The sequence below is a fragment of the Chitinophaga filiformis genome (assembly GCF_023100805.1).
Classification (GTDB): domain Bacteria; phylum Bacteroidota; class Bacteroidia; order Chitinophagales; family Chitinophagaceae; genus Chitinophaga; species Chitinophaga filiformis_B.
This window is the reverse complement of sequence record NZ_CP095855.1, coordinates 8,039,832-8,051,967: the sequence shown is the minus strand read 5'-3', so window position 1 is coordinate 8,051,967 and position 12,136 is coordinate 8,039,832. Positions and strand designations below refer to the sequence as shown.

Annotated in this window: 12 protein-coding genes; 7 read left to right on the top strand and 5 right to left on the bottom strand. The window is 46.4% G+C overall.

The features are described 5' to 3' along the window. The first annotated feature begins 286 nt into the window (after positions 1–286). From MYF79_RS31580 to MYF79_RS31555, 6 genes are all read left to right on the top strand, one after another. A complete protein-coding gene (locus tag MYF79_RS31580; RefSeq protein WP_247811796.1) occupies positions 287–1,063 on the top strand; it encodes an alpha/beta hydrolase in 777 nt (258 codons plus the stop codon). Positions 1,064–1,531: 468 nt separating this feature from the next. Further along, the gene (locus tag MYF79_RS31575) at positions 1,532–4,729 is read left to right on the top strand and encodes a sigma 54-interacting transcriptional regulator (RefSeq protein ID WP_247811795.1); all 3,198 of its coding nucleotides are present in this window, start codon (positions 1,532–1,534) and stop codon (positions 4,727–4,729) included. Between the two features lie 320 nt (positions 4,730–5,049). Continuing rightward, positions 5,050–5,805 carry an SDR family oxidoreductase gene (locus tag MYF79_RS31570; protein WP_247811794.1) on the top strand — a complete coding sequence of 252 codons (756 nt, stop codon included), beginning with the start codon at positions 5,050–5,052 and terminating at the stop codon, positions 5,803–5,805. Between the two features lie 212 nt (positions 5,806–6,017). Further along, positions 6,018–6,251: a hypothetical protein gene (locus tag MYF79_RS31565; protein WP_247811793.1), complete on the top strand. Its 234-nt coding sequence runs from the start codon at positions 6,018–6,020 to the stop codon at positions 6,249–6,251. A 68-nt stretch (positions 6,252–6,319) separates the two neighbouring features. Continuing rightward, a complete protein-coding gene (locus tag MYF79_RS31560; protein WP_247811792.1) occupies positions 6,320–6,676 on the top strand; it encodes a YciI family protein in 357 nt (118 codons plus the stop codon). Positions 6,677–6,745: 69 nt separating this feature from the next. Continuing rightward, positions 6,746–7,525, top strand: a complete 780-nt coding sequence (locus MYF79_RS31555; protein ID WP_247811791.1) for a succinate dehydrogenase cytochrome b subunit — start codon at positions 6,746–6,748, stop codon at positions 7,523–7,525. A 22-nt stretch (positions 7,526–7,547) separates the two neighbouring features. Here the strand turns inward: MYF79_RS31555 and MYF79_RS31550 are convergent, their stop codons facing one another. The 5 genes from MYF79_RS31550 to MYF79_RS31530 all read right to left on the bottom strand — a co-directional run bounded on the left by MYF79_RS31550 (position 7,548) and on the right by MYF79_RS31530 (position 10,987). After that, positions 7,548–8,792: an RNA polymerase sigma factor gene (locus MYF79_RS31550; RefSeq protein WP_247811790.1), complete on the bottom strand. Its 1,245-nt coding sequence runs from the start codon at positions 8,790–8,792 to the stop codon at positions 7,548–7,550. A 64-nt stretch (positions 8,793–8,856) separates the two neighbouring features. Then, positions 8,857–9,198: a YciI family protein gene (locus tag MYF79_RS31545; RefSeq protein WP_247811789.1), complete on the bottom strand. Its 342-nt coding sequence runs from the start codon at positions 9,196–9,198 to the stop codon at positions 8,857–8,859. A 32-nt stretch (positions 9,199–9,230) separates the two neighbouring features. Further along, the gene (locus MYF79_RS31540; protein WP_247811788.1) at positions 9,231–9,689 is read right to left on the bottom strand and encodes a carboxymuconolactone decarboxylase family protein; all 459 of its coding nucleotides are present in this window, start codon (positions 9,687–9,689) and stop codon (positions 9,231–9,233) included. 77 nt (positions 9,690–9,766) lie between these two features. Next, positions 9,767–10,774, bottom strand: a complete 1,008-nt coding sequence (locus MYF79_RS31535; protein ID WP_247811787.1) for a bestrophin family protein — start codon at positions 10,772–10,774, stop codon at positions 9,767–9,769. Between the two features lie 36 nt (positions 10,775–10,810). Beyond that, positions 10,811–10,987, bottom strand: a complete 177-nt coding sequence (locus tag MYF79_RS31530) for a hypothetical protein (RefSeq protein WP_247811786.1) — start codon at positions 10,985–10,987, stop codon at positions 10,811–10,813. Between the two features lie 207 nt (positions 10,988–11,194). Between MYF79_RS31530 and MYF79_RS31525 the strand changes: the two genes are divergently transcribed. Beyond that, positions 11,195–12,103, top strand: a complete 909-nt coding sequence (locus MYF79_RS31525) for an SDR family NAD(P)-dependent oxidoreductase (protein WP_247811785.1) — start codon at positions 11,195–11,197, stop codon at positions 12,101–12,103. The last annotated feature ends 33 nt before the right edge of the window (positions 12,104–12,136 follow it).

Below are 12,136 nucleotides of genomic sequence, written 5' to 3'. Positions count from 1 at the left end.
GTGGTTATAGTTAATAATGGAAGATAATTACTCCTGGCCAAAAATTCGCCCTTAGAAGCTCAAAACTCCCGCGGCGCAGCAGCTGTATTCATTAACCCGAAATATAGCATATCCGTTCGCTGTTTCGCGAAATAAAGTGTAGTGAATTTTCAAGATGTCTTGTAAGTAATTGATAATTATATAATTGTATGATGGTCTGCCGCTTGTAATATGAGGGCCGGAATATCTGCGGTTCTTTTGCCGCCCCGATCATTATCCGTTTTCTTTCATTTAAACAATAGATTTTATGTCGATTATTAAACAATTTGTGTCAGCCGTATTGATGGGTAGTATTGTATTTTTTTCGTCGTTGCATCCAGCACAATCACAATCCGTCTCAAAGGGAGTTAAAAATGTAGTGTTGGTCCATGGTGCGTTTGCTGATGGTTCAAGCTGGTCAAAGGTCATTGCTATACTTCACGCGAGGGGATTCAATGTAATAGCTGTACAAAATCCGCTTACTTCTGTAGCAGAAGACGCAGCTGCGGCCAGGAGGGCCATTGCGCAGATGGACGGGCCTGTCCTGCTTGTAGGACATTCATATGGCGGTATGGTGGTATCCGAAGCAGGAAATGACCCTAAGGTTGCGGGCCTGGTCTATGTCTGTGCGTTGATCCCTGATGAGAACCAGGCAGTAGCTGATGTATTGAAACCATATCCTCCTGCTCCTGGCGGTGCGGAATTCCAACAGGATGCGGCAGGATTCCTGACGCTGTCACTCAAAGGGATCAATGAACATTTTGCGCAGGACCTGAATGCGGAAGACAGATGGATTGTTTACGCTACACAAGGGCCATGGGCAGTTAAAGCCACAACAGATAAAGTATCTACACCAGCCTGGAAGACTAAACCTTCCTGGTGTATCATTGGTCAGGAAGATCATATGGTGATCCCGGAATTGGCAAGGGCAGAAGCAAAAATGATAAAGGCAACTACACTTGAACTGAAATCAAGTCACGTTCCCATGTTGTCACAGCCCGACAAGGTGGCTGCCTTCATCATCCGCGCAGCTGGTCAATTGTAGGCCTGCCGCTGTAACTGTACATACCCGGGTTTTTGTGACACAGATAGACGGAGGAATCATAACGGGGTTGACAACCGGGAAATGATCATCTCCTGATAATCGTAACCTCGGAAATATGTATAAAACAATGCACATCGCTCCGGCAGCAGCGCCGGGTTTGCAGCCCCGGGTGACAACCCGGGGCATCCCGGGTTTTCCGCATACCTTATATCTGAAGTGGGATGTCTTCCCTGGCCGGGATCATCAATTGATGCAGCGGTTCATCTGGCAGAAAAGAATAACTTATTGAATATGATAATGACTGCTTGTCAACCCCTCCACAATATTTTGATATCCAGTTTAAAATGAGTAAATTTTATAGACGGTGAAATAATAGACAGCATTTGTCCAGATATCATTTTTCGATTGTCATGTATATAAAAGCAGCTGCACACATTTATCAATCTGTTAATTTATAGCATGAAAAATATGAAGAGCATAACTGTGAACGGAAAACCGGAAACGGGGAGTGGTAAAGACTTGAGCACTGTGCCGGACCAACGGATAAAGCGATTGGAGAACGAGCGCAGGATACTTCTGGAATTAGGCGATGACATCACCAAGGTCAGGGAGAAGAATGACCTGATCGTTTTATTTTCATCGCGACTCAAGTCCATCTTCCCTTTTTCCCATGCCATTGTTAGCCTGATAGACTATGAAGCAAGGGTATATTGCCCCTTTTTACTCGATCCCAAATCTTCCCCCATTAAAGAGCATGCGGATTACCCTGCTCTCGTTGCAGGACATTTTCCGCTGGATGAACCGTTTATTCAACAGGTGATGGAAAATGACGCCCCCAGTTCCTTTATCCTGGAAGATATTATGGATGCGCCGGGAAGTCCTCCTTTTCTGAGAGTGAACTATGATGGTGGCGTGAGGGAGATCCTAATGACCCCTCTTAAAAGCAAAGGGCAGGTGATAGGCTTCCTGCATATGTATGTTGTTAATGTCAATGACTTTACCGACGAGTTCAAAAGTATTATAAAGGGGATTGCCCCCCAGATATCAGGTGCGGTGATCAATATCATCAGGAATGAGGAAATAAGCCGGGAGGAAAGGCTGAACGAAGTGCTGTTGTCTTTAAGTAATGATATGGTGAAGGTCAGGAGCCGCCAGGACATGCTGAATGTGCTTAACTCCGGCCTGCGGGAGGTCATCGGTTTTTCTCACAGTATGATGACGGTGATGGACGAATCGGAAGAATACTATAAAGCCTACCTGGCTGATGCCGATGCGGGATTCAGGGAACTGACAGACTATGGCGATGTGCTTGAAATGCCCAGCCCTGTTGAAGACGGTATTTACGATATCGCCTCCCTTTATTACAAGCCGCTGGTCTTTAATATGGATGCCTTCGATATAGACAAAGCGCCTTTGTGGTTTAAGCTGCATTATGAAATGGGGGCGCGGGAAATGATCGTGAAGATACTGGGCGACAATGGTTCCTCAAAGTATAGCCTGATGTTGTTTGGTGATAGAACAGGGACTTTCGGAAAAGAGGCTGTAAGTATTCTCCAGCGTATATCCGGCCAGGTCTTTACCGCCATCAGTAATATATCGGCCAATGAGGAGATATTGAAAAGAGAGAATGAAAAATCATTCCTGCTGGATTTCAGTAGCGATATTGCCGGGGTAAGAAGTAAGGAAGATCTTGCGGAAGTACTGCGTAAGTGTCTTCGGAAACTAAAACCGCAGCTGGGGTATGTTATCCGGAAGATCAATGACGACAGGTCTACTGTAAGTGCCTATGTATATGACGCCCTTAATATTCCTGATGACGATGATGAACTGCAGGAAATCATTAATACCAGGTTCCCTATTCAAGACGGGTTGCAGAACAGGGTGCTCGACAGTGAAATTCCCCTTCTCTTCAGTGTAAATGTGGAGATGAACCGGGGAAATACTTCCAGGTACCTGCAATTCTGGAAGAGAATGGGGCTCAAAACAATGGTAGGCACGGCTTTGCGTACAGGAGATACCAAACTGGGTATTTTATGGTTAGGTATTGAAGAAGTGAATATACCGCTGTTGCAGGGCATATGCGCGCAGACTTCCGTTGCCATGTCCAACATCATGGCCAATGAAGAACTGCTCCGCAGGGAAAGGGAACAATCATTCCTGGTTGAATTCAGTCATAACATCGCTTGTGTACGTACAAAAGAAGAACTGAAAGAGACCATTTCCGAGGTACTGCAAAAAGTGTTGAAGGTAAAGCTGGCCATGATCCGCATTATAGAAGATGACGGTCTTACGCTCAGGCCTTATATATACGATGAAAGTACCTTTGAAAAAGTAAGCGAGACCTTCAGAATGATGGCATCAAAAAATATTGATGTAAATGAACCGCTTACGGCAAGGGTGCTGGAGAGTGAAGAAGCGGTTATCTTCAATGTGGAAGAAGAATTGCGGATGGGCAACCCAGGGCAGTATATTAAGCTCTGGAAAGAGGTGGGGGCAAAGAATGCCTTCGGCGCTGCATTGCGCGTAGGGAATGTAGCTGTGGGCACATTCTGGCTGCTGATGGATGAGATCAATCTCACTATTCTCAAAGGCATCTGTGCACAGGTGTCTATCGCCATCTCGAATATCCGCGCCAATGAAAAGATCCTTGCTTACAAGCAGAAGCTGGAAATGGAGAATGATTACCTGCGGGAGCAGATCAAAACGATCTACAATTTTTCAGAGATCGTAGGCAGTGGCACCCAGATGCAGAAGGTATACCGCCTGATATCCCAGGTGGCGGAATCCGGCTCGACGGTGCTGTTACTGGGCGAAACGGGTACCGGCAAGGAATTGATCGCACGGGCTATTCACAATGCATCTCCCCGAAGGAACAAACTGATGGTAAAAGTGAACTGCGCCGCTTTACCTGCCCACCTGATAGAAAGTGAGCTTTTCGGCCATGAGAAAGGCGCCTTCACCGGTGCCATAGACAGAAGGATCGGTAAGTTTGAGCTGGCAAACAACAGCACATTGTTCCTGGATGAAATAGGCGAGATGCCGCCGGAACTGCAGGTAAAATTGTTAAGAGTACTGCAGGAAAGGGAACTGGAGAGAATAGGAGGAAAGTCTACCATTAAGGTGGATGTGCGTGTCATTGCAGCCACCAACCGTGACCTGGAAGCTGAAGTACAGGCCGGCCGGTTCAGGTCTGACCTCTATTACAGGCTGAACGTGTTCCCTATTAGTCTGCCGCCATTGCGGGAACGGCCGGAAGATATTGAGCCGCTGGCCAATTTCTTTGTGGCTAAGTTTAGTAAAAATGCCGGTAAAAAAGTCAACCGCATCTCTCCGCAGGTATTGCAGGAATTAAAAGCTTATGATTGGCCGGGCAATGTCAGGGAGCTGGAACATCTGATAGAAAGAAGCATCCTGTTGTGCGAAGGGCAGACCTTAACAGAGATCCATCTGCCCAGGCACGAAGAAAAAGATAAGCAGATCACCGGGTTCTATAATGTGGCCCTGGAACAGATTGAGCGCGCACATATCATTGGTGTGCTGAAGAGATGCAGTGGTAAGATCTCAGGCGCAGGCGGGGCCGCAGAAATACTGGAGGTGCCCGGTACTACGCTTCATTCCAAGATGAAGAAACTGGGTATCTCAAAAGCAGATTATTTTATAAAATAAGTGGTCATACCTCATCATGAAGGCTGGAACATATCCTGTTCCGGCCTTTTTCATTTTATACAGATGGAACACTCACGGTATTTAGTGAAAGACACTGACAATTCCCTTAATAAAGTGAAAGGAAAACCACTGTTTTGCTTGTATTGTGTTGGTTGTTAATTGATTATCCGGATGGCATCCGGCTTGTAAAATAGTAGGCGGAAATCAATGAATGATGAAGCGCATTTCCCGCCAACCGGCAACAGGGTAACCGGGGATAACGGGTAAGACTAATCAATTTTTTAACTCCTGCCTGGATACAGGCATTAAACATTCAGATCATGAAAATAGTAGTAATCGGCGGCACCGGCCTTATCGGCTCCAAGACAGTAAACAGGCTTCGCGCACTTGGCCACGAAGTAATTGCAGCATCTCCAAATTCAGGCGTCAACACCATCACGGGTGAAGGGCTTTCGGAAGCAATGGAGGGCACAGATGTGGTGATAGACCTGGCTAACTCTCCTTCCTTTGAAGACAAGGCTGTAATGGAGTTCTTCGAAACTTCAGGTCGCAACCTGCTGGCAGCAGAGGCCAAAGCAGGCGTCAGGCATCATATCGCTTTGTCGGTAGTAGGTACGGAAAGACTGCAGGACAGTGGTTATATGCGTGCAAAACAGGTACAGGAAAACCTGATCAGGCAATCAGGCCTGCCATTCTCGATTATACATTCTACCCAGTTCTTTGAGTTCCTGGGAAGTATTGCTGCTTCCGGCGCAAAAGGTGAGGCCATTCATTTATCGCCCGCCGCTGTGCAGCCTATTGCATCAGATGATGTAGCTGATGCCGTAACTGCTGTCGCAGTGGGAGCGCCACTCAATGGCATCGTAGAAATTGCTGGTCCGGAAAGGGTCGGTCTTGCTACGCTGGTAGGCCGTTACCTGGCTAAAAAAGGCGATCCGCGCAGCATTGTTGCCGATCCGCATGCCTTGTATTTCGGCGCAGCGCTGAATGACCAGTCGCTGGTGCCCGGCCCGAATCCACGTATTGGCAAGATCGATTTCGAAACCTGGTTCGCCGGCCAGGCGGTAAGCGTGTAACCCGGAATTTTTAAACCTGCTGTCACGATTTGCCATGTGCTGCCTGTAACGAAGATGACGGGTGTCAGCTCGTTGCGGCTGTTGTAACAGGTATGCGCTTTCCACCCGTTCGCGCATAGTTTTTTTTCCTGACGCCGGCGCAATATGGCTGCGACATCCGGTCAGCAACGCAACGACACATCAGCGCCTGGCAGGTCTGACAACCCAATACGATGACGAATAACTATGCTACAATGAATATCCGGGGATACCAGTGGCCGGTATTGAAGAAGCTGCTCAGGCAGCGTTTCAGTGAACTTTCGGACGAAGACCTGGTGTTTGAAGCAGGTAAAGAAACGGAGCTGTATACCAGGATCGAACGTAAAACCGGTAAGTCGCAGGAAGATGTTGCCCTTATCATCAAAGGCATGCAACAGGCATATTTGCAGCAGACAACATTGCTGTAGGCATGAAAGTCCCACCATCAATATTGAGGTCAATAACAATCATTATTAACATTAAAACCGCAGAAAAAATGCAAGAATTCCTCTTAGTGATCCACAGAGATCTGACCAGCGCTAACCCGGCACCTTCCCCGGAGGAGATGAAAGAAGCCCTTAAGCCGTATCAGGAATGGGTAGCTGGTATTGCGGCGCAGGATAAACTGGTAGCCCCTCCCAAACGCTGGGATGTTGACGGTCGCGTTATTAAACATGAGAAAAAGAAAGATCATGTATACAATGGGCCCTATGCCGAAGGCAAGGAATCTATCGGGGGCCTGTTCCTGATAAAAGCAAAAGATTACGATGAGGCAGTAGAGATAGCAAAAGGCTGTCCGATCATTAAATACGGTGCTATCGTTGAAGTACGTATGGCTATCACCGCTGCCTGAAAACACTACTGAACAAAGCATAAATAAAGCCTTTACCATGTTGTAAAGGCTTTATTAAAACCATTTGCTATGATAAATTTTTCGCAATTCCTTCATTCTTCTATAGGCAGAAAACTGATCATGTCTATCACAGGGTTGTTCCTATGCCTTTTCCTTATAGTACATCTGGGAGGCAACCTTACTTTGTTTGCCGGCGATGAAGGTTATAACTTTAATATCTATGCCCATTTTATGACCCACTTCCTGCCTGTTGAAATTATCAGCTATGGGCTGTACATCTCGATATTGATACATGCTTTCTATGCACTTTTGCTGACGGTGAAAAATAGCCAGGCACGTCCCGTGAAATATGCGGTTGCTCCCAAAACGCCTGTGAAATGGGCCTCCCTGAATATGGGATTGCTGGGCAGCATTATTTTCCTGTTCCTTATTATACATATGAGTAACTTCTGGGCCAGGTATAAATTCATGGAGGGAACTTACAGGGAATACCGGAAAGAACTGCTGACGGGAACCCTGACATCTGCCGTTTATGAGCCGGTCTCACCTGATTTTGAATATGCCGTGACTACAGAAAGCAATGTTGAGATCGTGCGAGTGAAAGACCTGTATGCGATAGTGGCGCATAGCTTTAGCCTGTGGTGGTATTCCTTATTGTACCTGGTAGCGATGGTGGCGGTATCCTATCATTTGTACCATGGTTTTCAGAGCGCTTTCCGGACGGTGGGAATGGTACAGAAAAGATATACGCCTGTTATACAATTCACTGGTATATGGCTCTTCGCGGTCATTATTCCATTGACGTTTGCATCGATGCCGCTGGTGTTCTACATAAAAAGCCTGCTATAATGTTGAAAAGGACAGGGAGGAATTAGTTCTGCAGCTTTTGGTTTAACTGATCAATGTTTTTTGTCATTAATGTTTTATCGGCCGGCGAATTGGCCAGCTGCAAAGCTGTCTTATAGTATTCCAGCGCTTTATGGTCGTCAATATCAGTATATAGGTTACCTAACAATGCGTGGTAAAAATAGTTGCCGGTTAAGGAGAGTTTTTCTGCTTCCACGATGGCCTGTTGTTTGCCTTTGACCCTGGCCAGCGCAAAGGTGCGGTTTAAGGCGGCAATTGGTGAGTACTCGAGTATCAGCAGGTGATTATACAGGTCAAGGATATTCTCCCATTTCTCTCCGGAACTGGCCTTATGCGTATGCCAGTAGGCGATGCCAGCCTCGAGGTGATACTTGGTGAGGGTGGGAGCAGCAGCGGCTTCGTTGAGGTAGTACTCGCCCCGTTCTATCAGTTCCCGGTTCCAGCGCGTCTCATCCTGGTCGTCGTACAGGATGAGGCCACCGGTATCATTTAATCTCGCATCGAAGCGGGAGGCATGAAAGCACATCAATGCCAGCAGCGCATTGACGGCGGGTTTGTTGGTGTGTGGATGATCTATCAGCAGATAATTCAGCCGCATCGCTTCTATGCAAAGGTCTCTTCGTAGTACCGTGTTATTGGAGGTGGAGTAGTAGCCTTCGGAAAAAAGCAGGTACAATGTTTTGAGTACGGCATCCAGGCGGTCATTGATCTCTGCGAGGGTTGGCTGTTGTATTTTTATATCTGCCTCTTTTAATTTTTCTTTTGCCCGGTTGATCCTTTTGTAGATCACCTCCTTATTGGTCAGGTAGGCGTCGGCAATTTCCTGTGCCCCAAATCCGCAGAGCAGGTTCAGTGCAAGGGCTATCTGTGATTCGGTAGGAATGGCAGGGTGGCATACTGCAAATATCATGGCGAGCTGGCTGTCGGTAATATTCTGTTCAGACAGGTCTATTTCAATCTCTTCTCCGGCCGGCATGTTGTGTTGCAGGTCTACCATGAGCTTTTGCCGGAAGAAGGTATTCCGCTTCAGCCAGTTCTTTGTTTTGTTTTTGGCTACGGTGTACAACCATGCGGTGGGGTTATCGGGGATGCCTTTGGCACTCCAGGATTCAGTAGCGGTAAGAAATGTATCGCTTACAATATCTTCTGCTACAGCTATGTGTTCGATGCCAAACAGGTAGCATAGTACCGACACTATTTTCTGGTACTCAGTTCTGAATAAATGTGGTAGCAGCTCTCTCTCTTCCATACAACAAATAAAAATGCCTTCTTACAAAAATAAGAAGGCATTTTTATTTGTTGTGCAACAGTTTCTATTTCACTGCCATACGTACCTCCACGGTACCTCCCAGATCGAAGATAGGAGCGCCTTTCGCTATTTCCAGGGCTTCCTCATAATCGGCAGCCTTTATCACTATAAACCCACCTATAGATTCTTTGATCTCTGCATAAGGACCATCCGTCACACTCTTATCGTGCTTCAGCACCCTTCCATTGGCTTCCCAGGGCTGCGGGGGCCTGGCAAGCTTATTTGCTGATTCCAGGCTGCGTAGCCAATCCCTCCAGCGGCTCAGATGTGCCTGCAGCTCTTCGGGAGAGGGTTGAATTTCTTTCGTTTTGTAATCCCGGCGGAACACTAATAAGAATTCATTCATAATTGTGGATTTAGTATGTCGGTAATAAGGGCTCAGCCAAATTGCCCTACCCTATAAGTGCCTACAGCATCAGGCATTGGAAATGCAATATTAAAACGATTCCACGTATTAATAGACGAAATAGCCAATGTCAGGTCAACAAGTTCTTCTTCGGTGAAATGATCTTTTACCTGTGCATACACTTCATCAGGCACCTGGCAGGCAGTCACCGCTTCTGCCCAGGCCAGCGCCGCTCTTTCTTTTTCTGTAAAATAAGGCGTTTCTCTCCAGGCACTTATACTGTACAGGCGCTGCTCTGTTTCCCCATGAGCGCGGGCGTCTTTTGAGTGCATGTCCAGGCAATAAGCACAGTTATTGATCTGAGATACCCGGAAATCGACCAGTTCTATCAGCCTTTGGTCCAGGGAAGATTTCTTGAGATACGCGCCAATAGTAAAGAGCGTTTTTAATGCATTTTGTCCTTTTTCATAAAAATTAACCCTCTGTTTCATTTTACTGGTTTTTTGTTGTGTGTTAATGACAATCGGTTTTTGCTTATTGGACAAATTCCGGTGAATTTTTTTTCTTGTTAAATAAGAATGTCGTTCTGCGCTTTTATAGGAGGAGGTAATTCCTTTTCACCCATCATTTCCCGCAGATCTATCTCTATAGCCCGGCAGAGCTGTGAGATGGGAACGTCGTTGGCACTGCCTTCAAAAGGATTCTCCGTGCTTTCCCCCACCTGTTCCAATGCGGTGTACATCCAGGAGATGATGACACTGAAGGGAATGATCAGCCAGATCATATGTCCTTTCATAACGCCTGTTACGATATTATCCAGTTTGTCAAATTCCTGTAACATGCCAAAAGGGAGCAGGAAACAGAATATGCGGACGAAGATGGTATTGATGATAGCATACTGCCTTGGGTAGGGAGTATCCTTAATGGATTCGCATTGTCCCTGCAGGCTGTAAAGTGTGTTCAGTATCCGTTGCATTTCAAGGTACTGGGCGGGTACCAGTGCCTGGGTGTTATAGATGTCCTTCACGCACTTGTTTTGTAATGACAGCAGCTGTGTTGCCTTGTTGCGGACGCCTGAAATAGCCGTCTGGTCTTCGGCCGACAGGTATTTCGACAGCTCCTTTTCAAGGTCTGTTTGACGCTCGGGAATGGTGTAGTATTGCTGGTATTCTGCATTATGGTGAGTGTCTGCCACTTCCCATACACGTTCTTCCCGCAGCTGGTAACGCATGATAGTGAGCCAGGCAAAGTGGCGGTCGAGTAATGTCCGGGTCGCTGCTGCATCGGTCAGGTAATCCCGGCACACAATGCCCCAGGCCCTGCTGCTGCTGTCGATATTGCCCCAGATGCCGTGCGCCTGCCAGGTACGGTTGTAGGTCTGGGTGTTTTTAAAACCTACAATAAAGGCCGTGGCAGTTCCCAGTAGTGATACCACGTTCCAGGGTACCACCAGCCATCTTATTCCCAGTTCATGATATAGTATTACCGGCAGGGCGCCCAGGATGAGCAATATGTATATCTTTCTTCTTGTCCAGATGAGAAAGTCGGATAACTTGTAGGATTTACCAATGTGCATATCGTCTGACTAATGTTAAGATTTTAATGCACCTGGCTACGCGGTTTTTCCTTCGTCTTCAGGTGATTCATCCCGCATGGCAGGTTCGTCCAGGAATTCACATCCCTCGCAGGAATTGTCTTCATGTATTTCTTCCAGGGCTGTTTGTACCAATGTTACAGGTGTTTCTTTCTCCGGAAAGAGCTTGTGGAGGATTTGGGTAAGTGCTGTCATGATTTATAGTTTAGGTGATTTGACCAGGTGAATACAATCGATGTGCCATGCGGATAAGTTGCTGATTATTATTAACTTGTATGAGTTTTGAACGGGGCCGGCTCACTGTATATCGTGAAAGGGCGGATTTTACACGGTATATAGTGTCATTTGGGGGGATAGGGATATCGTACTATCTATATAACATCACCAGGAAAATGTCACGCTATGAAAAAGATACTCATTCTGATCTTTATTTTCTTTAGTGGTTTGATGAGTGGATATAGTCAGTCATGTGATTTTACCGAAACTTCTTTTTTGCCGGATGAAATAGATACTTCAGTGGTGAGCCCGGACAGTTCGCGGCCATATGCTTTGATTGCGGGTGGAAGTAAGGGGATCGGGTATGCGCTTGCCGAAGCATTAGCCAAACGAAAATACAATCTGATCCTGATCGCAAGACATCTTGATAGTCTGCTGGCTGCAAAGCAAAAGCTTGAATCGGCATATGCAATTCATGTAGAAATATTGGTACATGATCTAAGCAAGGAAGAATCGGCCACGGAAATAGCCAAATGGTGTATGGACAGGAATATTAAACTGAAGGTACTTTGCAATGTTGCGGGGCATGGCGGCCCCAGGGACTATTTACTTACCTCGCTCGATACCTTGCGTTATATGGTCAGGTTGAATGTTGAATCGATGATGGCACTCAGCCTTACATTACTTCCCCTGTTAGAGAAGAATGCTCCGTCCTGTATCCTGAATGTTGCCAGTATGGCTGGCTTTGCTCCCATTCCAATAAAGAACCTGTATTCTGCCACAAAATCTGCTGTTGTCTTTTTTAGTTATTCGTTACGCTACCAGTTGAAGAAAAAGCATATCAGTGTGAGTTGCCTTTGTCCCGGCCCTGTTTTTACTAAACCGGAAATAAGACGGGAAACAGAGAAGAGATTTGGTTGGTTTGGAAAAAAAATGGCAGTCAGTCCGAAAAGAGTGGGAGAAATAGCTGTGAAGAAAACATTGAAAGGGCGACTGATAATTGTACCAGGTACCCTTGCAAAAGTTATTGCTGTACTTATACGAACGCTGCCAAGAAGAACGGTAACCTCTCTCTATGCCAAAGCGGGTGATTAAGGCTGAAATGCTTCGTTGTTAAATATGTCATGT

Coding starts and splice junctions, on each gene's coding strand:
- MYF79_RS31580 (WP_247811796.1), top strand. CDS start 287: ATGTCGATTATTAAACAATTTGTGTCAGCCGTATTGATGGGTAGTATT.
- MYF79_RS31575 (WP_247811795.1), top strand. CDS start 1,532: ATGAAGAGCATAACTGTGAACGGAAAACCGGAAACGGGGAGTGGTAAA.
- MYF79_RS31570 (WP_247811794.1), top strand. CDS start 5,050: ATGAAAATAGTAGTAATCGGCGGCACCGGCCTTATCGGCTCCAAGACA.
- MYF79_RS31565 (WP_247811793.1), top strand. CDS start 6,018: ATGACGAATAACTATGCTACAATGAATATCCGGGGATACCAGTGGCCG.
- MYF79_RS31560 (WP_247811792.1), top strand. CDS start 6,320: ATGCAAGAATTCCTCTTAGTGATCCACAGAGATCTGACCAGCGCTAAC.
- MYF79_RS31555 (WP_247811791.1), top strand. CDS start 6,746: ATGATAAATTTTTCGCAATTCCTTCATTCTTCTATAGGCAGAAAACTG.
- MYF79_RS31550 (WP_247811790.1), bottom strand. CDS start 8,792: ATGGAAGAGAGAGAGCTGCTACCACATTTATTCAGAACTGAGTACCAG.
- MYF79_RS31545 (WP_247811789.1), bottom strand. CDS start 9,198: ATGAATGAATTCTTATTAGTGTTCCGCCGGGATTACAAAACGAAAGAA.
- MYF79_RS31540 (WP_247811788.1), bottom strand. CDS start 9,689: ATGAAACAGAGGGTTAATTTTTATGAAAAAGGACAAAATGCATTAAAA.
- MYF79_RS31535 (WP_247811787.1), bottom strand. CDS start 10,774: ATGCACATTGGTAAATCCTACAAGTTATCCGACTTTCTCATCTGGACA.
- MYF79_RS31530 (WP_247811786.1), bottom strand. CDS start 10,987: ATGACAGCACTTACCCAAATCCTCCACAAGCTCTTTCCGGAGAAAGAA.
- MYF79_RS31525 (WP_247811785.1), top strand. CDS start 11,195: ATGAAAAAGATACTCATTCTGATCTTTATTTTCTTTAGTGGTTTGATG.